This is a genomic window from Helicobacter aurati (assembly GCF_003364265.1).
Taxonomy (GTDB): Bacteria; Campylobacterota; Campylobacteria; order Campylobacterales; family Helicobacteraceae; genus Helicobacter_A; species Helicobacter_A aurati.
The window spans coordinates 114515-140908 of record NZ_NXLW01000004.1; the positions used below are offsets into that span (position 1 = coordinate 114515).

The 26394-nt window shown below is 35.5% G+C and carries 16 protein-coding genes; 8 read left to right on the forward strand and 8 right to left on the reverse strand.

Annotated features, from left to right (window positions below; translation table 11 throughout):
- Nucleotides 1-121 precede the first annotated feature (121 nt).
- Both CQA66_RS03355 and CQA66_RS03360 read left to right on the forward strand, forming a co-directional pair.
- Nucleotides 122-4978 carry a vacuolating cytotoxin domain-containing protein gene (locus CQA66_RS03355; protein ID WP_233707739.1) on the forward strand — a complete coding sequence of 1619 codons (4857 nt, stop codon included), beginning with the start codon at nucleotides 122-124 and terminating at the stop codon, nucleotides 4976-4978.
- 67 nt (nucleotides 4979-5045) lie between these two features.
- On the forward strand, nucleotides 5046-7895 hold the full coding sequence (locus CQA66_RS03360) for a PD-(D/E)XK nuclease family protein (protein WP_104763080.1): 2850 nt from the start codon (nucleotides 5046-5048) through the stop codon (nucleotides 7893-7895).
- Nucleotides 7896-7955: 60 nt separating this feature from the next.
- Here the strand turns inward: CQA66_RS03360 and CQA66_RS03365 are convergent, their stop codons facing one another.
- Nucleotides 7956-11075: an efflux RND transporter permease subunit gene (locus CQA66_RS03365; protein ID WP_104763081.1), complete on the reverse strand. Its 3120-nt coding sequence runs from the start codon at nucleotides 11073-11075 to the stop codon at nucleotides 7956-7958.
- 198 nt (nucleotides 11076-11273) lie between these two features.
- Between CQA66_RS03365 and CQA66_RS03370 the strand changes: the two genes are divergently transcribed.
- Nucleotides 11274-11837 (forward strand): hypothetical protein, encoded by a 564-nt coding sequence (locus CQA66_RS03370; protein ID WP_233707740.1) that lies wholly within the window; start codon nucleotides 11274-11276, stop codon nucleotides 11835-11837.
- A 98-nt stretch (nucleotides 11838-11935) separates the two neighbouring features.
- Nucleotides 11936-13708: a ribosome biogenesis GTPase Der gene (der, locus tag CQA66_RS03375; RefSeq protein ID WP_158657011.1), complete on the forward strand. Its 1773-nt coding sequence runs from the start codon at nucleotides 11936-11938 to the stop codon at nucleotides 13706-13708.
- Between the two features lie 26 nt (nucleotides 13709-13734).
- On the opposite strand, the gene CQA66_RS03380 is transcribed toward der, so the two are convergent.
- The 3 genes from CQA66_RS03380 to CQA66_RS03390 all read right to left on the reverse strand — a co-directional run bounded on the left by CQA66_RS03380 (nucleotide 13735) and on the right by CQA66_RS03390 (nucleotide 17721).
- Nucleotides 13735-15000, reverse strand: a complete 1266-nt coding sequence (locus CQA66_RS03380) for an efflux RND transporter periplasmic adaptor subunit (protein WP_104763083.1) — start codon at nucleotides 14998-15000, stop codon at nucleotides 13735-13737.
- Nucleotides 15001-15027: 27 nt separating this feature from the next.
- On the reverse strand, nucleotides 15028-16665 hold the full coding sequence (locus CQA66_RS03385) for a TolC family protein (RefSeq protein WP_233707741.1): 1638 nt from the start codon (nucleotides 16663-16665) through the stop codon (nucleotides 15028-15030).
- A 120-nt stretch (nucleotides 16666-16785) separates the two neighbouring features.
- Complete coding sequence (locus CQA66_RS03390; protein ID WP_233707742.1) at nucleotides 16786-17721, reverse strand: hypothetical protein; 936 nt, start codon at nucleotides 17719-17721, stop codon at nucleotides 16786-16788.
- Nucleotides 17722-17880: 159 nt separating this feature from the next.
- Between CQA66_RS03390 and CQA66_RS03395 the strand changes: the two genes are divergently transcribed.
- Entirely contained in the window at nucleotides 17881-18381 is a 501-nt protein-coding gene (locus tag CQA66_RS03395) for a peptidylprolyl isomerase (RefSeq protein WP_104763084.1), read from the forward strand.
- 66 nt (nucleotides 18382-18447) lie between these two features.
- Here CQA66_RS03395 and CQA66_RS03400 read toward each other — a convergent pair whose 3' ends face one another.
- Nucleotides 18448-20196, reverse strand: a complete 1749-nt coding sequence (locus tag CQA66_RS03400) for a M3 family oligoendopeptidase (protein WP_181882230.1) — start codon at nucleotides 20194-20196, stop codon at nucleotides 18448-18450.
- Between the two features lie 221 nt (nucleotides 20197-20417).
- Between CQA66_RS03400 and CQA66_RS03405 the strand changes: the two genes are divergently transcribed.
- From CQA66_RS03405 to CQA66_RS03415, 3 genes are read left to right on the forward strand one after another with little or no spacing between them, the layout of a single operon-like run.
- A complete protein-coding gene (locus tag CQA66_RS03405; RefSeq protein WP_104763086.1) occupies nucleotides 20418-21983 on the forward strand; it encodes a sensor histidine kinase in 1566 nt (521 codons plus the stop codon).
- Nucleotides 21964-22641 (forward strand): response regulator transcription factor, encoded by a 678-nt coding sequence (locus CQA66_RS03410; protein WP_244910952.1) that lies wholly within the window; start codon nucleotides 21964-21966, stop codon nucleotides 22639-22641. The genes CQA66_RS03405 and CQA66_RS03410 overlap by 20 nt, the downstream gene beginning before the upstream one ends.
- Before the next feature lie 60 nt (nucleotides 22642-22701).
- On the forward strand, nucleotides 22702-22962 hold the full coding sequence (locus CQA66_RS03415; RefSeq protein WP_104763087.1) for a hypothetical protein: 261 nt from the start codon (nucleotides 22702-22704) through the stop codon (nucleotides 22960-22962).
- 3 nt (nucleotides 22963-22965) lie between these two features.
- Here CQA66_RS03415 and CQA66_RS03420 read toward each other — a convergent pair whose 3' ends face one another.
- From CQA66_RS03420 to CQA66_RS03430, 3 genes are all read right to left on the reverse strand, one after another.
- On the reverse strand, nucleotides 22966-24147 hold the full coding sequence (locus CQA66_RS03420) for a hypothetical protein (RefSeq protein ID WP_104763088.1): 1182 nt from the start codon (nucleotides 24145-24147) through the stop codon (nucleotides 22966-22968).
- 63 nt (nucleotides 24148-24210) lie between these two features.
- Nucleotides 24211-24867 (reverse strand): LutC/YkgG family protein, encoded by a 657-nt coding sequence (locus CQA66_RS03425; protein ID WP_104763089.1) that lies wholly within the window; start codon nucleotides 24865-24867, stop codon nucleotides 24211-24213.
- The gene (locus CQA66_RS03430) at nucleotides 24860-26323 is read right to left on the reverse strand and encodes a LutB/LldF family L-lactate oxidation iron-sulfur protein (protein ID WP_104763090.1); all 1464 of its coding nucleotides are present in this window, start codon (nucleotides 26321-26323) and stop codon (nucleotides 24860-24862) included. Before CQA66_RS03430 ends, CQA66_RS03425 begins: the two co-directional genes overlap by 8 nt.
- Nucleotides 26324-26394 lie beyond the last annotated feature (71 nt).

Here is a 26394-nt window from a genome sequence, read left to right on the forward strand (position 1 = left end):
GAGATAGCTTATTGAGAAACCATTGTTGCATCAAGACTTACTTTCCAAAAAGCCTGAAAATTCTTTGTTGTCTTTTTAAAGATATAATCTAAAGAAATCGAATAATAAGGGGAATGAAATTATGTTTAATGTAATAAAAGGCAAACAAACATTGCAGTATACCTTTTCCTTATTGGGCTTCGGTATGTTCGCAGGGACATTTCTTACAGGAACGTTTTTGCAAGCAGCACAAGATATACAAAACAATATTTATAATCTAAATGATCAAAATAACAACGCAAATGATATTTTTTATAGTCAGAATATGGGGTCTACATGGTCTAGCCTTGGGGCTAATTTCATTCAAAATTATCAAAATGGCACATTAATTATTGGCAATAGTAGTAAGTCTCCTGCTCAAAATAATAGACATTGGTTTGGTACAGGAGGATGGCTAGGATATATCAATGCAACTTTTAACGTTAAGGAGGCATATCTTACAGGGATAATTGGTTCGGGCAATAATGCAAGGACAGGTGGAGGAGCAAATCTTATTTTTAATGCGAGTAATTTGCTCACTCTTGATGGTGCAACCATTCAAATATATAAGGCAGGCACACAAAACTCTACTACTTTTTTGTATGGCAATACGATTGATGTGAGAAACTCATCTTTTATTTTAGAGGGTAATTTAGCAGGAGGTGGCCTCAATACGGTACGTTTAGGCTCTGATGCTACGCGACAAATCATGCTTAAAAATACTTCGATACGCTTTGATTCTATCACTGATGTAGGTCCTGTTTTGCCACAATTAATAATAAAATCAAATAGCAATCAATCCGAAATAGATTTTAGCTCTATCACAGGGAAGCGCGGACGTATAACTTTTGAAAAAGATCAATATAAGACCTTTAGCGCGCAAACGGTTAATGTTGAAGATATACATATTAACTCAAATAGAATCAAATTCCATGGAGATATTCGAGGAGGAACATTTAAGCTTGGCACAGACGCTGATACTTATTTCAACGCCTCTACACTTATTGTTACGGATAATTCACAGATTACAGCTAATCGATTTAATGTCGATGCGATTGAGCTATGGGGTGGAGCAAGCAATCTTATAACGAGGACTAATCGTGAGTTAACTTTAAATTCCAATAATCAAATACACATTAAAGAACTTCGCAATAGCGATTATGTTGCTTTCCAAACAGGGGGTTTTACTGCTACATTAAAAACAAATGCGAGGACAGAGATTGATAAAATCACTATGAGGAATTTTACAGCTGGTAACACTATGAATGTAGAAACGTCTGGCAATAATAATCTCATTGTTGGTTCATTGAATTATGTAACAGATGGTATTGCTGGTAGTAGTGCGAGAGTCAAATTGCAAGCCTTAGATGGAAATGTGATTCTAAGGGATGTGAGTGGTTGTAATTCTTTATGCGTAGGATCGCAAGGCATTAGAGCACTGAATTTTTTACAAATAGTAGGTAAGAATTTCTATGCAGGGAAAGTAGAAGCAATGGGGCTTGTTACTGCAGGTAGTAACTCTACGCTTGATGCAAGGCAAGTTAATGGTACAACATTTATTGATGATTTTTACATTCGTTCAGGTACGCTTTACGCTAGCGATTTCCATATTAATAATTTCACAGTATGGAAGGGTAATGCAAACCGTGTAGGCTTTGCACATCCAACAGCCGGAAGTGCTTTTAGCGCAGTGGATTATCATATCGGCAAAAGCTTTATTAATTACCTTTCACTAGAAATAGGTACAAGTCATACAGCCGATAGTGCAGCGTTATGGTTTAGACAGGGCGGAGAGATTCTGAATTATAATCTCATTGACGCAAGATCTACCTCCTATCTTAATATGAGCGGTATTAATCAAGTAAACATTAATCAGCTTACTGCGACTGAAACAAGCTTCTATCTAAAAAATGCTATTTTTAATACTATTATCAACAAGAAAGGGCAAACCATAATTTCAAGTGATACGCAGATCGAAGCTAATGCTCTTAATATCAACGAGCTTTTGTGGTTAAAAGATGGAAGCAAAAATAGTGGAATAATAAACATTCGATTGAATGGCAATCAAGATGTCAATCAAGATTTTAGTAAGTATCTCAGTGTGAATGTTGATTCTACTGGGCTCAAAGCTATGAACAAAGAGCAACTTCAAACTTTGATTACAGAATCTGCTAGAGGTACTACGGCTCCACAATCTGATTATCAAAATGCAAGCGGTACTTATATTACAACAAAAGATAATAAACACTATCTGCTTTTGCCAGATATTATGTCTCACGAAGAAGTTACCAATAGTGACTTGCAAGTAGCCAATGGAGGTAATTTGCTGATTGAGCAGACAAAGCTTAAAAAAGGAACTTTAGGTAATTATGGTAAAATCTTATTAGATGCTGGATTTGTAGAAGGTGTTTTACCTATCTTTACGCTTGTAGGGAATCTTGACAATTATAATACAATAGATGTAGGAGCGAATGGCAGAATCAATATGACTGGTGATTTTGCTAACTATGGTACACTCATCTTTAGACTGCAGGCAAATCCTAAGGATGCAAAAATAACTGATGTAAAAAACGGTGTGCTTAATATTACAGGTAATGCAATGTTTGATGTATCTATGGGAACTCCCGGGGCATTTCAAGCTGATATTTTGGATATGAAAAGTCTTAATAATCTTAAACTTGCGACACCCAATCGAGATGCATCTCAAGATCCAAACACTTATAGACTTATCAATGTAACAGGAAACATTAATTATACCTTTACGCAAGGCGATTATACAACAACCTTTAATAAAACAAACAACAATTATGCTATCTCGACTGTACATAAGGAAAGCACCGCGAATAATAATAAATGTGTCAACAGTAACTGTGTGATAATAGATAACGGGCAAACCAAGCAAGAGACCTATTACACTATGAATAAAGGCAATAATCCATGGGATATGGATAAAGCACAAGTTGATTCTATTAAGGGCAATAGGCTAGAAAATGAAGTAGGTAGCTATGATAATCTAGGCAATCTTATTCAAAAGCCTAGTCAATCTGATAAACAAAAAGCATGCGATACTTCTAATCCTAATGCCTATTGTGGATTTGCAGACAAAAATGCTAGTGAGGCAGAAAGGGGCTATAACTACGCTCAAGAGAGAATGAAAAATAGTTTTTCTGTTACTTACAAAGGAGCTAGTATTGACGGAAAATATTTGCAGGTTGAGAAAGTAGTAACTGGTAATATGATGGGGTTCCGTATCTTAAGAAGAGATATAACTGATTTTACTCAAGGTAATGCAGAAACGCCTTTGTGCACAAAAGGTTCAAGTACCTTTGATTGTGTGTTGTATATGGAAGCTGGAGGCAATAATTCGTGGATTAATGCGATTAAAAAAGAAAGTGCGAATAGCTATGATATTCTCAAAGATCTTTTTTATAATGAAAATTCCGCTATTCTTTTTTTAATTAATGTTGATCAAAGCCTAGCTGCTTCTAGGAATCTTAATTATTTTCTTGAGGTTGCTAGGACACTTGATAGTACGTTTCAACATGTTTCAGATTTACAAAGTAAAAGTTCTACACTCAATACTCTTGCTTTAGCTATGGATAGCGCAAGGATTAATCGACTTACACGTGTTTCTTCCTTGCATGGTGTTGGCGTACCAATTAAAAACCAAGAAGTTTTAGCTTTTGAAGAATATCAACGAAAATTGAAAAAAGAATTAGAAATTGCACAAAAGATTCGGGAACAAAAGAATCTTTCCTTGTATAACGATGCTTTGCGAGAACAAGAAAATCGACAATTCGATTCTAAAGTGTCCCAAAATGACGGATATTTTTCATCTAGCAATAATGATTCTGGTATCGCTATCGTTAATACTAATAGTGCCTTTGCCAATTTTATAATACCAGCGGCACTTTCTCCGTCTAGCAAACAGACAAATAGTATGCCAGATATGCAAAATGACGATCCAGAAGTCCGCACAAAGAGAGAGCATAGCATGAATTTTGAATCTACAGGCACTCTTTGGTTTGAAAGCTTGAGTGATTTAGTAACTCGCTTTAACAAAAGGGGGGAATATCCCAATAACGCGTGGGTTAACGCGTTGGGTGATATTAATTTTTCCACTTCAGGTACTGCGCAACTCTATGGTGTTAATGCGGGTTATGATTATTTTATAACAAGTATTCATACGGCTATTGGTGGATATGCAGGTTATGGTTATGGAATCTTTAAGGGAGGGTATAATGGCTTTGTCTCTAATACTTCAAATAATATTTTTGCAGGATTGTATAGTAGGACTTTTATCCATAATCAAAAAATCGATATTACTGTAAATTCTGCTTTTGGTTTCGTGAATGAAGAGCTTAGTTCTGGTGTACCTAATATGGAGCTGCTCAATCTCTTTGGACAAAGATATGGGTATAACATTACTAATCTTGAAGCTAATGTAAGCTATGGTTATGCCTTTAGTTTGACTAAGGGATATATTTTGAAGCCCTTCTTAGGAGTTAACTATTATTCTTTAGAGTCTAGCAATCTTAATCACAATGGTGCAACTACAAGTGATTTTCTGGTTGATACTCACAATAATGCAAGGAAGGGCTTGGGTGTTATCGTCGGAGTGGAGGGCAGAAAGTATTGGGCTAATCAAAGCTATGTATTTTTGTTGGGGCAATTGAAACAAGATGTTGCAATATTACAAAGTAACCTTAATGAAACAGGGCATGCGACAACACAGGCTGGCGTTGTCAATGGAGGTAATGATTTGGGCAGTGTAGGCGCACAGAATATGCTGTATGTCAATTATGCGAAAGAGAATTTACAATCTTCACTTTTCATTGCTGGAGGTGGAGAGTATGCTCTAGGCAGATTCTATGTTAATGGGAGCATGAATTTCCAAAATGCGATGTTTGAGAAAAATTTCGGATTAGGGTTTAATCTTGGGGCTAGGGTAATTTTTTAACATATTCTACTTCTTCGCATTTTTAGTTTTGTTACAATTATGATTATTTTATTAGCAAGAAGTAATCATGCCCAATCCTATTGATAAATCATTATCTGATGTACCTCATTTAGAATCTTTAAACACGCAGCAATGTGGCTCTCCTTGTGAAGATAAAGAAAGGGGGATGTTTTTTCGTAAGCAGAGTTTGTATATTCTTAGTACTACTAGGGCAAAAGCTGAATTTTATTTGCATTATTCAAGAGTTGCCAATATTGATTTTACTCCGCTTTCTGTATCTAATACACAGGAATTATTAATTAACGATGAGTGGTTTTCTCTATTTGATTTTTCAAGAAAACCTGATATGCAAGATGGAATCTTGCCGTCTGCTATGACTCTTGGCGAGTTTTTTCAAAGAGTTGTTTATTCTTCGCGCGCTTTCATTCCAAAGAATATTCAAGGATTTTTTCTTTCTCAAGCTCTAAAGAGTGTCAAGAAAGCAAAGAAATTATCTTCACATCAATGTATGGGGTTTTTATGTCCAGAAGAAAGTTTTATTGCTTATTTAGAGAGTTCAACGCTTTTGTTGCAATTCTATGATGAATTACGCGAACATAAAATTCCTATTACTGCTGAAAAATTACGACAATTTAGTTCCATTGATACGTATGATGAATATGAATGGCAACTCGCACTGCTTGCGGAGATTTATGCGCAGTATCAAGATATTCTCGCTCTCAATAATCTTACAGATTCTATTTACAGCAATGATATTGCCCCTAACTATCAAGTGCTTCAATCCTATCTTGAAGAGTTTGAGAGTATCCATATAGAGCTTGAGGGGTTTATCTCCCCATTACAACACGAAGTTTTATTGCAAGTGGCAAAAATCATTCCTGTATTTGTGCATTTTCATACCGACGAATATAATGTTTCGCATTACATTGCCTCTTTTGGAGTAACGTTGGAATCTAAAAAAAAATATATTTATTGCCTTTCAAATGCTAAGATGATTTGCAGTAATGACCGAAAACTGCAACTAAGTAGCCTCATTCTTTATAAAACACAAAAAGTTATGAATCAAGCTAATCTTGCATTATATCTTGCATCGGTGTGGCAGCGGCAAATTTTACAGGGCGAAGCGATTGAGCGCGATTTCGCGATTATTGTCCCGAACGAATCTTTTATTAATTATCTTATGGTTTTAGATTCTTATACTCTCTTTAATTACGCTATGGGGATACCTATTCATTCTATCAATGAATATAGAATCTTACAGTCTATTTATGAGTTATTACAACAAGATACGTATAAAGGATTGCCACTAGAGCCGCTCTTTAATTTTCTTATTGCGCAACGAGATTCGATTCAATCTTGTAGCGATACCAATGAACAAACGCGCTTATTGCAACAAGCCTTGCAACGATTATTCCCAAGTGTGTTGAAAGATTATAGGCTTTTAGAATCCACTCACACAGAGAATCCCTGTCAAGATTCGCATTCTTTTTCGGAGTTTTTGTTGGTTCTTATCGAGAATCCTTCATGTCATTATGTACAAGAGCCAACCTTACAGAATTTGGAGGATGTGCTTTTCTTGCTTTTTTCTCAAAACAAATCACTTCTTGCAGAATCTGTCCGCATTCTTTCGTCATTGCATGCTCTTTATAATGCAGACTTTTTTGCTGTGCAGCCATTGGATTTCTATCAGCTTTTTACGCTCTTTATGCGAGATTTGAGTCGTTTGAATCTAAGCGATGTTGCAGGGGGGAAAATTCGCGTTATGGGGGCATTAGAGGCAAGAAGTCTTAGCTTCAAAGAAGTATTGATTGTAGATTTTACGGATGATTATATACCTAATGTCCAATCGCAAAATATGTTTTTAAATTCTAAGATTCGGAGATTCTATAATATTCCTACTAAGCTTGATAAAGAAAATCTCTTTAAACACCATTATTATAGTATTATGAAGAATACACAAAAAACGTATATAAGTTTTGTGAGTAACGCGCAAAAAGTTCCCTCCACGTTTCTCTTTGAATTACATTGCGATATAGATTCGGCGCATGATATTGATATGATGTATAGTTATTATGATGTAACTCGCAGTTTGAATCATGTATTCCAAGAAGATAGTTTCCCTCCTTTTGCCTATACGCAACCATTTAGCGCAACTGCACTTGACACATATCAAAAGTGTATTCGTAAGTTTTATTTTTACTATATTGAGAATCTACGCAATGAACCATTGATACAAGAGGACATCAACCGTAAAGACATAGGTCTTTGTATACATGGAGCTTTACAGGTTAGCTATGCGCCATTCATCAACGTTAGCATAGGGGAAAAGGAGATAGAATCTATTGCGAAAATATTTCAACAAGAGTGCGCGATGCGAATTGCAAGAGAGAATTACACTCTTGCAACGCGCTTAGAAATAGAGAGATTATGCTTTATTATGCGACATTTTTTTGAATATCAAAAGCAGAGGGCACGAGCAGATTCTCTGCAAATTCTTGCGCTTGAGCATACATTCCATGTGAGTTGCTGTGGCTATGAATTTCGCGGTACTATCGATCGTGTTGAAAAGTATGGCGATGCGATTTGGATATATGACTATAAAACAGGTACAAAACCAAAGCAAATAGAAAGTTTACAAATGCCATTGTATAGCCTGTGTCTTGAGAAGGCTAAGGAGAGTTTTGACTTCTTAACTCCTTATAGAGATTTGCCAATATACTATGCGTATTTTTATTTAGAGGATTTTGCATTGAACAATGCGCAATCGGCTGTTGTTTTACAAGATACGCTTTTGCAAGAACAACGTTTGCAGACGTTATTTAACATGTTGGAATCTTTTGGAAAAGAAAACTTACAAACACAGCAAAAGAGGAATTGTGAGGATTGCGAATATACATTGTTATGTCAAAGGACATAGGCAATTTGTGGATATAGCTTATAAGAATATGTTGCCCACTCAACTTATACTTCGCATTTATCATTGTCGTGAGCGAAATTGTTTTTTGAGCCATTCGCTTAATCTTGCCAAATAACTATAAAACAATGGGACAAAAAATACCGCTAAAAAGGTTGCTGCAAGCATCCCTCCGATAACTCCTGTCCCAATAGAATGCCTGCTAAGCGCACCTGCTCCACTAGAGATTGCTAAAGGCAACACACCTAAGCTAAAACAAAGGGAAGTCATTACAATGGGTCGAAAACGTAATTTTGCGGCTCTAATGGCAGATTCTGCAATGCTTTTCTTTTCTTTTTCTCGTAGATGCGTAGCAAACTCTACAATCAAAATAGCGTTTTTCGCTGCTAAAGCAATAAGCGTAATGAGTCCAACTTGAAAGTAAATATCATTTTCTAATCCACGTAAAAAAGTCGCAAGTATTGCTCCAAATATTGCAAAAGGCACAGATAGCATAACGGCTAGGGGCATTAGCCATTTTTCATATTGTGCAACAAGAATGAGAAATACAAAAATCAATCCAAAAATAAAGGCTAGATTCCCACTTCCTGCATTTGCTTGTTCTTGATAGCTCGATCCAGAGTAAGCTATATCATAGCCGTATGGTAGAACTTCTTTGGCGATTTCTTCTAAGGCTTTGATTAAATCGCCGCTTGAGTAGCCGAAATTTTGGTAGCCTATTATTTGTGCGGCAGGGAAAAGATTAAAACGATTAATAACTTCCGCGCCTATGATTCTATGAAAAGATAGAAGAGAGCTTAAAGGGACAAGATTGCCCGTCCTGCTTTTTACGAAAATTTTATTTAAGTCTTCAACATTCATGCGAAAATCAGAATCTGCTTGCATAATAACGCGAAAAGTTCGGTCATAAAGTTCAAAGTTATTGACATAATGGCTACCAAAAGTAAGTTGCATGGTTGTGAAAATATCATTGATATTTATATCAAGCGCGCTTGCTTCCTCTCTATTAAGAATGACTTCATATTGTGGTGTGTCAGCAGCAAAGCTAGTGAAGATTCTGCTAAATTCTGGTCTTTCTTTCGCTTTCGCTATTACAAGGTTTGTGTAGTATTGGAGTTCTTCTATGCTGCCACCTTCTTTGCTTTGTATAAAGGCATTCACTCCGCTTGCATCAAAGCCGATGATTGTAGGTGCTTGTGCGAGGATAAAATTTGCATGTGGGTATTGATTCAATTCCTTATCTAACTCTGCGATGATTTCCCTATCGCTTTGCCCCTTGTCTTTACGTTGATTCCAATCAATAAGCCTTTCAAATGCAACACCGCCGTTAGTCTTAAAGCTACCCACAAGAAAGCTGTATCCAGAAATAGTTGTTTGTTCGCTAATTAAGCTGTATTTTTTCAAAGTTTGAATCAAGAATTTTTGTGCTTCGATAGTTCTTGATAAAGAACTTCCCTCTGGCAATACGGTATGCACAATGATAAATCCCATATCTTCACTTGGTACGAGACTTTTGGACGTTCTTTGAAATAAGACAAAAGTTGCAAAGATGATAATGATAAAGAGTGCAACAAAGAGTAACCCTCGTTTTAGAATCCTTGCCACTTCTCTTGAGAATTTCATAGTGAGTTTGTCGAAAAAATAATGGAATTTTGCGATCATCCAGAAAGGTTTGGTTGTTGTTCTTGTAAGGATTAGCGCACAAAGAGCTGGAGTAAGAGTTAGCGCAACAAGTCCAGAGATAACCACTGAGATAACAATGGTTATTGCAAATTGTTTGTAGATTTCTCCACTAAAGCCCCCCATAAATACAACAGGAATAAATACCGCACTCAAGACTAACACAATAGCAATCACTGGCGCACTGATTTCTCGCATAGATTCTATGGTGGCTTCTTTTGGCTTCAAATGTTTCTCATGCATGATACGTTCGACGTTTTCAATCACAATAATCGCATCATCAACGACTATGCCAATGGCTAAGATAAGACCAAAAAGTGTGAGCAAGTTAATAGAGAATCCAAAAACATATAAGCCCGCGAAAGTACCAATGATTGAAACGGGAATAGCAATGACAGGAATAATGGTTGCGCGAAAACTTCCCAAGAAAATATAAATGACAAGTATCACTAAGACAATAGCTTCTATAAGGGTTTTTACTACTTCATGAATTGAGGCAGCGATAAATTCTGTAGGGCGGAAAGGAATAGAATATTTCATACCATCGGGAAATTTTTTGCTCAATCGTTCCATAGTGATTCTTACTTTATCTGCAACTTCTAACATATTTGCTCCCGGTTGAAGACTAATTCTAATGGGTACAGAGGGAATATCATTGTAGTAATTATCTGTTAGGTAATCTTGCCCTCCTAATTCCACTCTGGCTATATCTTTTAATCGCAATGTACTACCGTCTTGATTAGCAAGAATAATGATATTTTCAAATTCTTCTTTGCTTGAGAATAAGCCGTTGGCAATAATGCTATAAGTAAAATCCGTTTGTATGATTGGCTCTTGCCCAAATTTGCCCGGGGCGAATTGTGCATTTTGTTCTTGTACTTTTGTTAAAACCTCAATCGGAGAAAGATTATACTGATAGAGCTTATCAGGCTGAAGCCAGATTCTCATTGCATAATTTTGTAAGCTCCATAGTTGGACATCGCCTATGCCACTTATACGTTTGAGTTCATCAATTACATTAAGGATTGCGTAGTTCGCTATAAAGAGCTGTGAGTGGAGTGGATTATCTGAATAGAGGTGGTAAAGTCCTATGACTGCGGTAGAGGATTTTTGTACAGTAACGCCCAATCTTTGTACTTCACTTGGAAGTTGGTTGAGGATTGCTTGGACGCGATTATTAACGTTTACTAATGCTATATCTGGATTAACGTCGTTATTAAAAAAGACGTTAATATCAAGTCTACCTGCTGAACTTGCAGATGTCTGTATATAGATCATGCCTTCTGCACCATTAATACTATTTTCAATGATGCTAGCTACACTTGTAGAAAGTGTCTTGGCACTAGCACCCGGATAATTTGCTTGTACTGCAATTTGTGTCGGTACTACCTTTGGGTATTGTTCGATAGGGAGATTAAACATGCACAAGAGTCCAGCTATAATAATGATAATTGAGATAACCATACTAAAAGATGGACGAGTGATAAAAAATCTTGAGAACATAGTACTCCTTAGTCTTATTTGTAACTATTTAGAATGGGGTGATTATAAAGCATGACACTTAGTGTTTGTCAAGAGAATTGTTTGTTAATTATTACTGATAATCGATAGATAGTTATAAATGTTTACCTTGTGAGTTGATTATTAGGATACAATCTAACTTTAATTCATTTAGTTTAAGTTTACTTTTAGGAGTTTGTTATGAAAAAACTTTTTTATTTTACAAGAACAAAAACTTCAGGGATTTTGGCAGCAGCTTTATTTGTTGGATTCGCAGGCTCGAGTGCACAGGCGTTACCTTTGCTAGGACTTGAAGCTGGTGGTATTGTAGGGTTAAACGTTGGGGAACACATAAGAGATATTAATATTAATTTTAATAAATCCGATCTTGCTTATGCTTCTTATCTTAGTTACGGTGCTTATGCTAGATTATGGATTAAAACCCCGTTACGTATTGCTCCTTTTATAAAATGGGAAGATGTTGCTACTAAGGGAATTGCGGCAGAAGAAAGATTCAACAACGTTCAGTATGGCGGAGTGGTTGGTATCCCTTTGCTTGGAATTATAACGCCTTATATTGGGGGGAGCTATTCGACATTTACGAGACAATATGAGAATACTTGGGCATTTAATTATGGCGTACACATAACTTTCCCTATTGTTCCTATTGCTTTTGGTATTGATGGTTCTTTTCAACGACCAAAAACAGAAGGGCATAAGGTTGACCTTCATAGAATCGGTGTAACTCTAGCACTACAATTCTAGTTTGCCTAATAAATATGGTTCGTACTTGATTCTAACTTTCATAGACAATATTTTACAATCTCTAATAAATCGCTATAAATGTTATGAAGAAAAAAGACTTGCAATCGAAGTTTTCTCAAAAAAACGTTCTCACTTCAAAGAGAGTCAATGCTTCATTTGGCATTACTACGAAACGGAAAAAATCAAATAGTATTGCTCGTTTTCATCACTCAAACTACAATCAACCCATTGCAAACGATTCTTTAGAATCTGAACGTTCTACAGAATCTCTCGTTCCAATTGCCAATGTAAGCATTATGGGTAGACCCAATGTTGGTAAAAGTTCACTTTTTAATAGATTGTTACAGAAGCATATCGCCGTTACCTCTGATATTAGTGGTAGCACCAGAGATATTAATAAATGTAATTTGCAGCTAGATGCTTTTACTATCTGTTTAATCGATACAGGTGGTTTAGACGTTTTCACACCATTATTTAGTAAATCGTGTAAATCAAAGAGTACAGCAGGGCTATACGTGAGCAGCGATTATTCACATCGCCATAACAATAAAACTACGCAACCCCGCATGAGAGTTACTTCTATTGTAAGCAATCAACAACAAATTGCATCTGCGTTGCGACAAAATATTTCTTTGCATTCTTACCATTGCGTAAGACAAAGTGATATTGTTATTTATGTAGTTGATGGCAGTACATCTGCAGACGATGGCGATATAAGAATTTTTCGTGAATTGAGTAAGCAAAAACCTACAATTCTCGTTCTAAATAAAGTTGACAGCGATAAAGTTGCGCTTGATACCCATGATTTTATGTCTTTTGGTGTGGATTTCTTGATGATTTCCGTTCGCAATAATCGTGGAATAACCAAACTTCTTGCTCATTTAGAATCGATTGTGCAAAAATTGCTCGATTCAAATCAGTTGCAAAAACATAAAATATTTGCTAATGGTAAAAAAGTAGCGGCAGCAGATTACAATATATATTCGCGACACGAATCATACCCTGTAAATACAAAAGATATAAAATGCGCTGTTGCCATACCGCAAGATAATTTTTCTGAATTTCAAAAACAAAACGAAGTTCAACAGATTGCTATTGGCATTATAGGCAGACCCAATGTTGGTAAGAGTTCGTTATTGAATGCGCTTACACAAAGTAACCGATCTTTGGTTTCTGACATTGCAGGGACAACTATTGATCCCGTTAATGAAACTATCATATATAATGACGTACAAATCACGTTTGTTGATACTGCTGGAATTAGAAGACGTTCGAGGATTGACGGTATAGAAAAATTTGCCCTTGAGAGGACACAAAGGATTTTACAGCAATGTGATATTGTCTTGTTGGTGCTAGATAGCAGTACGGAATTTGTAGAGCTTGATGAAAAAATTAGCTCTCTCGCCAATAGCAATGCTTTAGGCATTATTGTTGTATTGAATAAATGGGATATGCGATGTAAAGATTACAGGGAATTAAAGCAAATATATCTACGAAAATTTAAGTTCCTAGAATATGCTCCGATGCTCACCGTGTCGGCTACAACATATAGACATATTGAGCAAATCAAACAGAAAATTATCGAGGTATATCATCATTTTTCTTATCGTATACCCACTGCGAAACTCAATGATTGCATTCAAAAAGCAATACAAAAACATCCTATTCCTAGTGACCATGGCAAATTTATTAAGATTTATTATGCAACACAGTTTGATGTAAAGCCACCGCGCATAGCACTTATAATGAACAAAGCAGAATTACATTTTAGCTATAAGAGGTATTTGATTAATGTGCTTAGGAGCGCATTCGGTTTGAGTGGCGTACCGATTGTCTTAGAATTACGAAATAAAACAAAAGATGTTTCCTAAAGCAGTTTTTGTTGTATTAAATTCTACTATTTGTAGTGGGATTCAGTAACGATTTTTGTCTCTGTGTTTATGTTGTTTGATATAATTTCTACCATTTTAGAATCTGATATGCCAATTTCTACTTCTACTGCCTGTATGGTGTTGTTTTCTTTTAATACCCAAACTACTCCTTGCGAATGATTTTGCTTGTTGGAATTTCCCGGTGCTCTTTCTCTTTTGGGTCTCTGTGGGGGTCCTGATGCTGCAAGAGGATTGGAGATTTTCTTTTCTGTCTTGGTTTTGTTTTGTTCAGGATTATAGAAAAGTGCAGCGACAGGGATTAATAGCGCGTTATCTGCGCTTGCTACTTTAATTGAAGCAGTAGCATTCATGCCCGGTTTAAGCAATAGATTCTCATTGTCTACATAAATCGTAGTTTCATAGCTAGTAATATTGTCCGTTGTTGTTGAGGCAAAATTTACCTTATCGACTTTAGCAGTAAATTCTTGATTAGGATAAGCATCGACGGTAAATGTTGCTTCTTGCCCAGCTTTTACCTTTCCAATATCAGATTCTGAAATATTAACAATAAGATTCATTTCTTTAAGATTTTCTGCGAGTTTAAAGAGAGTGGGTGCTTGAAAGCTTGCTGCTACGGTTTGTCCGAGGCTAATACTTCTCTCTAAGACAATACCATCAATAGGACTTTTGATAATTGAATTTTGTAAATCAATCTTTGAAGCACGAAGGTTGGTCTGAATCTGATTGATACTCGCTTGTTTGACCTTTATGTCTGCTTTCGCAGAGAGATATTCCATTTTAGCCGTTTGGAGTTCTAGCATGGATGGCGAACGTCCGTTGGTTGCCTCATAAAGCTTTTGTTGCTGCTGATAATTCCATTCTTTTTGTGCTAATGCAACCTTAGAGGATTCTAAATTTGCGTTAGCAGAGCTCAATTGCGCCTCATAGCCCTCACGCGCTTGATTGAGTTTATTGGGATTGATTTCAGCGAGGATTTGATTTTTCTTTACTGTGTCATTGACGTCTACATAAAGTTTATAAATTGTTCCTGATATTTCGCTTCCTACCTCAACTTCATTTGTGGGAGAAAGTGTACCTGTGGCAGAGACGGTTTGTGTAATATTTCTCTTGATAGGAGTGGTTGTGCTATATACGACTTCGTGATTGCTGCGGAAAAAAAAATAGACAGCTAATCCAATAAGAAGTAGGGAAATAAGAAATAACACAATAAAAGTATATTTTTTTGTATTGCTTGGAGTGATGGTTTTGTATATTTCGTCATTTGTTGGCATAAATATCCTTATATGTTGTTCAACATGTTATAAGTTACGAGCAGGGTCATTCCTGTTTTGTTGTTTTTCTTCATATTTTTTATAGTCTTGAAGTATTTCATCTTCCTGCAAGACACTATATGTAGAATTATCAGCGTTGAGATTTCCCCCAAATGCTTTATAAAATGCGATAGTAGCTTGATTTTGCATAAGATACGCGCTGATTAAATTGTTTTTTGACCGTAGATAAGTATTGGCATATTCTAATCGCGAAATATCATCGATAAGATTCTGTTTATAGCGAGATTCCATAATTTCAAATGTATTTTTGTTGATATTGTAGTGTTCTTGCATGTTATCTAGGAGGTTTCTTGTGATTTGTATATTTTTTGTTGCATTTTCAATTTCTGAGATTGCAGTATTCACTGTGTTTTGCAATGTGTAGAAAGCCTGTTTGGTATTTTCTTTAGCAAGGATATAGTCTTGCGTTATGCTTTGTCGATTCAAAAGCGGCATAGCTAAGGAGCTAGCAATTTGCCATACTAGATCTCCCAAGCCTTGTTGTGGAGAAAAGAGAATCTGCCCAAGATTCCCACTTATATTGATTGAAGGGAAAAGTGCTAATTTTTTATTAAGTCTCTGATATAAGGACGCATTGAGTGCAAATACACCAGAACGAACATCTGGTCGATTGAAAATAACTGCACTTGGCAGGGTTTCTACATTGGGAATCTTACTTGGCTGAAAGATATAGTTGCTTTGTTGCGCATCAAAATCTAACGTATTAGAGTTAAGCAAAACAAGCAAGGCATTTTTATTTTGTTCAAGCGTGTACATAAGGCTTAAAGTGGTGTTTTTTTGGGTGAGATAGCTGCTTTTTGTTGTAGCGACACTATCTATTCCTATTAGCCCTAATTTATATTTTTCTTCCGTTAGGAGATAGATTTGTTCTAAATTCTTGGTAATTTTTTCGTTAATAGAAATTGCCTGACTAGTTTGTCTAATGGTAAAATAGTAATTTGCTACGTCGCCTATTAGCACAACCTGTGCTTGGGCTAGATTCTGTATGGATTGTAAAATTTGCTGTTTGCTAGCCAAACGTAGGGCATTGAGTTTGCCTAAAATGTCTAGCTCCCAACTAAAAGATAAGGCAATATTGGTTGTATTCTGCGTGACGTTGGTTTGGATTCTCTGATAATTATTGTCGCTATAATTATAATTGAGATTGGCATTACCCTTAGGAAATAAACTTGCAGTATTGACCTTTGCTGTCGCTCGTGCTTGTCTTATTTGCGATTCAAGGGTGAGTAAGTTTGTATTGGCTTGCAAGGCTTGGAGAATAATTTTTTGTAAGATAGGGTCAGAAAATAGGGTGAAGAAAGTTTGCATATAATCTAAATTTTTTACTTCAACATGAGAATCACCTATACTTTTTAGTATTTTTTCATTGTGAAACTGCGTCCGTAGTTGTGTTTTGACGATAAGGTCTTCTTCTGAAGGTAGTTTTGCGCATGCAAGGCAATAAATGCCTAAAGCAAGACACAATACGCCATGATATATTGGAAAAACAGGAAGTAATTTCACATTGTTACGAATGATATTTGCCATAAAATGTTTATAAATCTTTTTTGATAAAGCAAGGAATAGAAAGCTATTGCGATGTTTTAGGTTATCAAATGATAACATTACTATTTCCTTAAATATAAATAAAAATTAATATTAAGATTAAATATTTTTTGAATTATAGTATCTTTTTAGTAAAACTTATATTAATAAATCCTATATTAAATATAAATATAACATTGACTATTGTTTTTTTAAAAAACAAGGTCGTATCAAATCCGTCATGGGCAATAATTTACGGCGTGCTATATCGCAAATAAATGTATGCACTTCATCGCTTGAGATGATAGAATTGGGATTCTTAGAATTGTTCGTTGGGTGTAAAAATCCTACGAAATTCCCACTTACATTAAACACTGGTAAGCCATAGCCCGCATTACGTTTTTGAATGGCATTGATACTAGAGCTTGTATAGTGTAAAGTGTTTTTTTCTGTGATAAAGGGGAATAGTACTTTATCAGAACGCGAAAGCACTGTCTTTTTTAGCATACCACGATAGATTGGTGTCCAATATTGTAAATTGACTCTTTGATGATAAAAGCTTTCTGGTCTAGTATTGCAATAAATATCCGTGTAATTTTCTGCGCGTAATAATGAAAGCTTAGTATTTGTTGCCCTTAATCTTAGCATGGCGAAGCACATCAATGATTGCGAAGAATCATCTTGTATTTTTGCCATTACGTTTTTAAGGTAGGTATTTTTCTCATTTAGTAGATTGGCTGCACCAAGCACATAGCCGTCCTTAAGCAATATTCCATACCCTTGTTTTTGTGTCCCATTATCAAAAAGTGCAGTTAAAAACACCACAGAATATAAAAATCCTCGTTTTTTACCCCCAAGTAAAGGCATTGAACCGCTAGAAATAAAATTCGTAGTTTGTTGCTTTTGTGATTGTGATGATGGGGTGCTTGGTTTGGGGGGAGGTTGCGTAAAGGGATTGTTGTTTGTAGGAATGCGATTTGCCGTTTGTTTTGTTGGTCCTGATTGAGTGGTGTTATTGGGATTGCATTCTCCATATAAATCATTGCAATCAATGTCTGCCGTGTCTGCATAGAGAGTGATAAAGCAGGTTATAAGGAATGCTAATGGGAATACGAATGAAGAGGATAATTGAAACATTGTATCTCCTTAAGATTCTAAAAATCAATTATGTATAAGCAAAAATTGTAACATTTTTTAGATTTATGACCACATTAAAAATAGTAGCTTGCAAAATATTGTTAAAGTTGTTAAAATCTTGCATTTATGTTATGTAGAATTTATTTTAAGGATTTATTTATGGAATCGCTCAAAGAATTTCATCCTTCCAAAGAGGAATTAGAACATTGGCAATATGCTGTTATTACGACTTCAAAAGGAGTTATCAATATTGAATTATTTCCTCAGGTTGCCCCTCAAACTGTAGCAAATTTTGCGAGTTTGGCTAATGCAGATTTCTATCAGAACAAAACTTTTCATCGAGTTATTGCTGGATTTATGGCGCAAGGCGGTTGCCCCATTGGCAATGGAACAGGGGGTCCTGGGTATAGAATCAAATGTGAATTAGAAAATAATCCCACAAAACATAATCGCGGCACACTTTCTATGGCACATGCGGGGAAAGATACGGGCGGCAGTCAATTTTTTATTTGCTTCGCACCGCAACCTCATCTTGATGGCGTGCATACTGCTTTTGGAAGGATTCCCGTACGTGATAGAGAGAGTTATAAGGTATTAGATTCTCTTAAGGAAAATGATTCTATTTTGGATATTAAAGTTGTTCAGGAATTGCCATCATAATGAAATATTCATTATGCAATTATTTTGTCGCTTTTGGAAGTTTAGTTCTGTGTTATTAGGTTAATTTTAATTGCTATTAAGCAACTCTTCAAACTCTCGTAAGAGATTGCATACCTCGCCCATTCCTATTTCCCAAAATTCTTTTTTATTCACATCAAAACCGAAACTTAGAATCAAATCTCTTGGACTTTTACTTCCTCCTGCACTTAAGAATGCGATATAAGTCTGAATAAAGTCTTCTTTTTTCTTGCTCCTTTTATATAATCCAAAAAGAGCTAACACTAAGAGTTGTCCATAAGAATAAGCATAACAATAAAATGGAGAATGAATAAAATGCGGAATATAACTCCACCAACGCGCATAATTCTTAGTAAGTGTAACGCTCTCGCCAAACATTTTTTGGTTTTCTTCAATCCATATCCTATCAAAGTCTTTCGTTTGTAGCTCTCCATCAATATCATGAATCGCACGTTCAAAGTTTGTCATAACAATTTGTCTAAAAAGCGTGGAGAAAATATCTTCTATTTTGCCTGCATACATATCTAATAGCTCTTTTTTGCCAAGTGTTTTTTTCAGCGAAGAGAAGAGGAGCATTTCTGCAAAGACAGATGCTGTTTCGGCTGTGGTAAGTGGCGTGTCGTGATTAAGAGCACCTTGTGTCTTGCTTAATTCTTGATGAATAGCATGCCCAAACTCATGAGCTATTGTAAAAGCATCTCGCCTATTGCCTGTAAAATTCAATAGAATGTATGGATGCGAACGAGATGTGCTACCATGGCTAAACGCTCCTCCTCGCTTCGCGGGTTGAGGATGAGAATCTACCCATCCTTCATTGATAGCGCGTTGTGCTATTTCATAGAATTGCGGACTGAATTTTTGAAAAGATTTTAATGTAGCACAGAGTGCTTCTTGGAAGCTTAAAGATGTGTCTTTTCGTGAGAATCCGAGTGGCGCATAACGATCATAGTCTTTAAGCTGCATTCCTAGAATCTGGGATTTTACACAATAATATCCGTGCACAAGATTCATATTGGCATTCACGCAAGCAATCATACTATCAACACTTTCTTGTGAAATCTGATTGGAGATATGTCGAAATGATTCTGGCTTTTCATAGCCTCGAAGTTTTTGCATAATTGCGATATTTTTTCGTACCATATTTAAGATGTAAGTTAGGAGATGTGCGTGTTGTTTAAGTCCTTTTGTAAAATTCTTTTGTGCTTTTTTACGCGTTTTTCTATCTTTGACATGTAAAAGGGCGAGAATCTGCTCTTCACCAAGCTTTTTGTTGCTATTAATGCCTTCAAATCGCATATTAGCAAAGCTCTCATCAAAGAGTCTTGAAAATGCATCAACTCCGACTGGAGATAAGCTAAGAATCACCTGCTCTTCAGGAAGAGTAAGCTTATATTTTTTGTTTTCTTTGAGATTTTGTAGAAAGAATTGATATTTGCCGCTTTTGTTAATAAATTCTTGCATTTTATTGGAATCTAAATTGGCAAATTCAAGCTCAAAAAACATAATTTTTGCATATAAATCATTACATTTCATTTCGTAATCTGCATAATCTGCGCCATACTTACTACTATTGGTGGCAAAACGTAGAAATACATAAGTCATTATCGTGCTTATATCTTCACAGAGATTCTCATAGGCGATTAAAGCTTTTTCAAATTCCTTTGCCTGTAATGATGCGAGTTTATTTTCATAACTTTTTTGGAATGCGTTGAATTTAGGGTCGAGTTTTTTGTAGAATTTTTCTAATTCTTTTTCATTGGTAAAAAGCGAATCTAAATTAAAATGTAATTCTTTGATTTCTTGTAATTCTTTAGATTTCGAGCTAGGTATTATTGAAGGCTGTGTTGATTTTTCTTTTGTAGATGTCTCAGGGTTGGACATATTATCTCCTCTGGATTTAAGTAGCAAGTATCAATTGTAATTTTGCAAAATATCTGATATTCCCAGATAGAAACGCTCATTTATTACTTGCATTTATTACAATAATAAATAACATTTTATCTTAAATAAGGCAATTTATGTGGTTAAACCTAATAAATAATAATCTATCCGATGATAACTTACATTTAACATTTCATACAAAATTTATAGCTTTGATTTTTTCTATCGGATTATTTCTTATTTTTCTTGTGGGATATATTGCATTAAATGGATTAAAAGCTGATTTCGATAATAATTTTCCTGATGTGATTAACGAAATGAACTTCATCAATGAATTTCAGAATCAATATATATTCGAAGCGTTAGATTCTTCGTATTCTTCTCAAATTGACCCTTATGACAAAAGCACATACTTATGGAATCTCTATAAGAATCTTTATGTGAATAATAACATGAAACGTGATAGTGGTGGGTTTAACTTCATACGCGAGCTATACAAGACTATTTTTTTTAAGGTAACATTTAAAAAATTGCGGGCATTAGAATCGCAGAAAGTCTCATTGATTGACGAATTAAATAGCATGATAGGGTTTGGAATGTCTAGTAAGTTTGACAAGAAGCTGGACGCCCTGCAATATGCTAAAACGGTTAGCCAATTAAGTACGAATATTATTAATGTAGAAACTTCCATACGTATTCTTGAAAAAAATATTACAGATAATTTTTTCATAGCTACACTTAATGTTCTTTGTGTAGTAGCCTTACTTGTGTTTGTGGTTGTTATAAGTCTTAGTGTTGTTATTCTTAGTTTTGTGCAAAAATTGAATATTTATCTTAAGCAACTTTTTGATAATGCCACAGAGGAACTTCGCAACCTCAATGCCAAACTACAACAAAAGGTTCAAGAGCAAATAGAAATTATACGAGAAAAAGATAGAATCATGTATGCGCAATCAAAATTTGTTTCAATGGGCGAAATGATGCAAAATATCGCACACCAGTGGCGACAACCCTTAAATTCCCTTATTCTTATCGTCCAGGCTATAAAGAGTAAATTCGACCAAGGCATGCTTACACAATTAGTGATTAATAAGCAGACCCAATTAGCACTTACTATTGCCGACAACATGAGTAACACAATAGATAATTTTAGAAGTTTTTTTCACATGGAAAACACGCAGCAAGATTTTAATTTAAAGGAGGCTATTATAAGCTCGATTAAATTAAATCAACCTATGCTACGTTCTTGTAATATTAATGTTTGTGTTGAGTGTCCGAGCGATATTGTTCTTTATGGCAATAGGCAGAGTTTTACTGAAGTTTTACTTGTGTTATTAAATAACTCTAAAGACGCATTTAAGGAGCAACAAACACAAAGAGGAGAGTGTTTTGTGAAAGTGATTCGGCAAGACAAGTATATTATCATTTCTTATTATGACAATTGCGGTGGTATCGAGGATGAGATTTTAGAAAAAATCTTTGAACCATATTTCACAACCAAGCATAAAAGTTTGGGAACAGGTATTGGCTTGTATATGGCTAAACAACTTCTTAATAATCACTTTAACGCGAATATAGTAGCTAGCAATTATGTATTTGATTATAAGCAGCAAGAGTACAGGGGTGCATTGTTTACAATAATTTTAGAATTAGCGGATGGTATAAATCATAAGGAAGGACATAATGATGTTGCAATTCAATAAAAAACAACTTGGGTATCTTAAGAATCTTACATTACTTTATGCCGAAGATGACGAATGCGCACAACAGACATTATCTATGATACTAGAGGATTATGTGGGGAATATTATAGTAGCAAAAAACGGCGCGGAAGCATTACAAATATTCCACACGCAAAAAATCGACTTGCTTATAGCGGATATTTTGATGCCAAAGATAAATGGCATTGAGCTAGCACGTACGATTAAAGAAAACACTTCAGGGACTAACTCTATCCCTATTATTTTTGCGACTGCTTTTACGGAGACGCAATATCTGCTTGAAAGTATTAAATTACGTTGTGATGGCTATATTGTAAAGCCAATTAATTTGGATTTACTTTTTGAAGCAATTCATAATGCGATGCTGCCTAGGATTCAGTTACAAGAAATTGTTTCTAAAGATATGCTGCTTGATTTTTTGAATATTTTTGTAGGTGGGAAGAAAATCGAGGTTATTAAATATATTTTGGAGCATTGTGATTCGCAAAATATCTTTCACGGTTCTCATGAGGACATTGCTGATTCTTGCAATATTACGCGTCCCACAGTGGCAAAAACTTTTCAACAGCTTATTGAACTTGGTTTGTTGATTAAGATTCGAAACAAAACTTATCATATTAATACGAATATAAGAAAATAACGACAGAATCATAAGCGTATTGGATTAAATGATATAAATAGTTTATATTAAGGAGAAGTTATGCGAGTATTGAATTTTGTAATGTGTGTAGGTTTATTGCCCCATGCCATTGTTTTAGCCAATCAGAATCATACAAATCATTCCACAAAGGATAATAATCAGGAAAAGGCACAAAGCGCATTGCCTAATACACATAAAAAGGTACAAATTCGAGGCAATACGCTTGTTATAACCGATTCTTCATGTCAAGCGGATGAAAAACATTCAACATTTTCTTCAGTTAAGATTTCTAAACCAGCCGCACAACATGAATGCGAATAGGATTTATTGCTCGTAATTACTTTCTATGTAACGTTTGGCATAGGGATATTGGCTTGCTTGTTTAAGTTTTTTCTTCAGAGAAAGAATCTTATAATATGTTTGTAACTGGTTGAATGTCCCTTGAGGAAGAAGATTAAAAAGATAATGCGATATTTGCGCGGTGTATTTATACTGTGCTGCGAAAAATTCTTTTTTACTTGCTGTATTGCTTAGTTTATGAAGTGGAGAAAGTATTTTCTTGGATTCCATATCTTTTATTAGAAGGCTTGTTAAAATGAAGTTCGCACCTACATTATATTCAAGCACAAGAATATTTTTAAAGTTCGGTAAAGATTGAATGAGTGAGAGAATATTTGGAGTTATCAAGATTTTACTACGTCTTTGGTGAGTAAAAGATTGTTCGATTCTATGTTGTAATGCAAGCACTGCTAAATAGTTGTTTTGCATAATGAAATCATGAGAAGATAAGAATAAGAAAGTATCAAGCAGAATCTTACTGCCGTAAGAAATTGTCGTGTTTTGTTTTAAGCCTTCTAAAAGAATATTTATAGCCCGCGTATGTATGCCTGCCAATGACAGGTGAATATACGCAAAGAGAAAATCTAGCGGGTCTCGCGATGTAAGTGCCTTGCACAAGAATGCTTCACCTCTAAATACATAGGAATGCAAAAAAGAGGAATCTGACGATGTTAGTCCTTCAGATTCTAAAATATCAATAAATGAAGCATGTCTTTTATAATAAAAGCCCATTTTACTCCATTCTTGAATCTTGTCGCATCGTTGGCATTTTTTGGAAAAATAGAGTTGCAATCCAAGTAAAAGTGCGGCAGGATTAGAATCTCTTGCATTTTCCATAAGTATATCTTGCGAGATTTTAGGCGTTTCATCGTAGTAGGGCGGGTTTTGTTGGTTATTTATATCGGCGTTGACAATTTGCGAAGTATTAAGCTCTCGAAGTATCGTTGCATAGGCATAAATTTCTTTTTTGTTGTAAGAACTATTGATTTTAGCTCGTTCTTGTGGGGATAAAAGGCATGATAATTGTGTGGGAGAAGAATGATTAAATGCTTTTTGGTTATAAATAGATTGAATACTTTGTGCTATTGCCATCTTTTTTTTGCTGTCTGTTGCTTGTGCTATCACTAAAGAGCATAAGAAAAAGAGTGTCAAGATTCTATTTTTCATGCTATTTCTTTGCGGTGTGATACATAGTGCGACATGCAACATAAAGTAGAAATGAGAAAGCTTTTACTCATAGAGTATGATAAAAATATTTTGTGGTCCATGTACGCCAAATACTGTTTGTAATTCAATGTCAGCCGTTCTGCTAGGTCCAGCCAAAAAGACGATATTGGTTGGTAATGTTTGTTGTTCCCCAGCGACACGTAGTTTTGTAAAAGCCTCAAAGAGATTAGCCACAATGTCCTCTTTTCGCAACAAGATAATACAGGTTGCTACAATGAGTGATGCTAGACGTGGATTATCTGCTCCTGTTGCAAGTCCTAAGATTCCGAGATTTGCTACGGCTACTTGCGCGTGAAGAATGCTTGTTTGTATTTCAAAGAGTTTATCTCTAGTATGGTCTATGCTATCCTGATAAATAAGAGCACGGGCTTCCATTGAATCAATGATTGTTCCCGAATCTGTTTTAACATCAAGGATATTTCTTGCACATAAAATTTCTTGTATGTTTTGTGTGTGAAGAATGTGATTTATAGTATCTATAAGTGTTTCTTTAGTGGAGAGAAAAATGTTTGCCATGTTTGCTTTTTGGTATTGCAAATAGACATTGACTAAGTCCTCTTTATCATAAATCATAGAATCAAAATATTGAGGGTTTGGCTGTGATATAGGGTTGTGGCTTTGTGCTTGGCGTAGTGCTTGTAGGATTTTTTCTCTACTCATAAATCACTCCTTTTAGTCGTTTAACTTTGGCATGTAAATTGCCATTAAGCTGCGGTAGTTCATGGTTTTGCATCCATTTGCCTAGCATACTTTTTTGGGCAATCTGTGTTTGCGCAAGGAATTTGAGCAATGGAGAAATGAAATGTAGGGCTTTGAATCCTATACGCCATAGCATTCCACTTGTTGCTACTCTGCTAAACTCCGTCATCATTTTTTGTTCGTTATCATCTCGTTTAATATTCGAATAACCAGCAACTTTCTTTCTGCCTTGCCCTATTTTTTCACTACGTAAATCTCGTATGAGCTCTGCTAAAGGTATTTTTACAGGGCATTTTTCAGTGCATCGTCCACAAAGACTGCAAAGATTTGTCATGTATCCACAATTATCAAGTCCAAAGATTTGCGGCGAAATTACTTCGCCAATGGGTCCCGGATAAGTAACTAGATAGGAGTGTCCACCAATTTTATCATATACGGGGCAGTGATTGAGGCATGTTCCGCAACGAATGCAGCTTAACGCTTTGTAAAAGTGGGGTTGGGATAGCATATTGGAACGATTATTGTCAAGCAGGATAATATGTACTTCTTTGGGTCCATCTAACTCATGTGTCTTTCTTGGGCTTGAAATAATGTTGTTATAACAAGTAATTGGGGCACCTGTTGCAGAAGGCACAAGCAACGTATCTAATATGCAGGCATCTTCAAAGCTTTCTACTATTTTTTCTATACCACAAATTGCTACGTGAATATCACATGCGGTTGAACTCATTCTCCCGTTTCCTTCATTTTCTAGTAACCAAATAGCACCTTCATTCGCGATTGCAAAATTCACGCCTGTTAAGCCCATCTTAAATCCCTTAAACTGCTCGCGTAAATAATTTCTTGCAATACCATTTAATTCTTCTGGTACATTTGTAAAACGTACTTTGAGATTTTTTTCAAAAATCTCTCCGATTTGGTTGCGATTCTTGTGAATAGCTGGGACCACAATATGTACGGGTGGTTCGTTAATAAGCTGAATTATGAGCTCGCCTAAATCTGTTTCAATGGCTTTTATACCTTTTTCTTTTAAGTAAGCATTAAGGTGAATTTCCTCGCTAGCCATAGATTTGCCTTTAAGGATTGTACTGACATTTTTTTCTTTTGCAAGGTTATAGATAATTTCATTTGCTTCTTGAGAGTTTTTTGCCCAATGTACTTTTATTCCACGTTCTGTAGCTCTAGCTTCAAATCGTTCTAAAAGTTCAGGGAGCTTGCTTAATGCTCTTTGCTTGATTTCTTTGCCAAGCTCGCGCAGCCCTTCCCAATTATAATACCTTGTGCGGATAAGTTTTTGTCGATTGTTTTTCAAAGTGTCCATAGAAGATTTAAGGTTGGTTCTTAGCTGTGAGTCGGCTAAATGCGTTGTAATAGATTGTTGATATTCATTGTCAGAATAGTAGATATTCGCGCTCATAGTTATTCCTTTGTTGAGAATTATAAATGATTTAATTATTAGTGGTAGAAACTATTTAATATATTTTGATT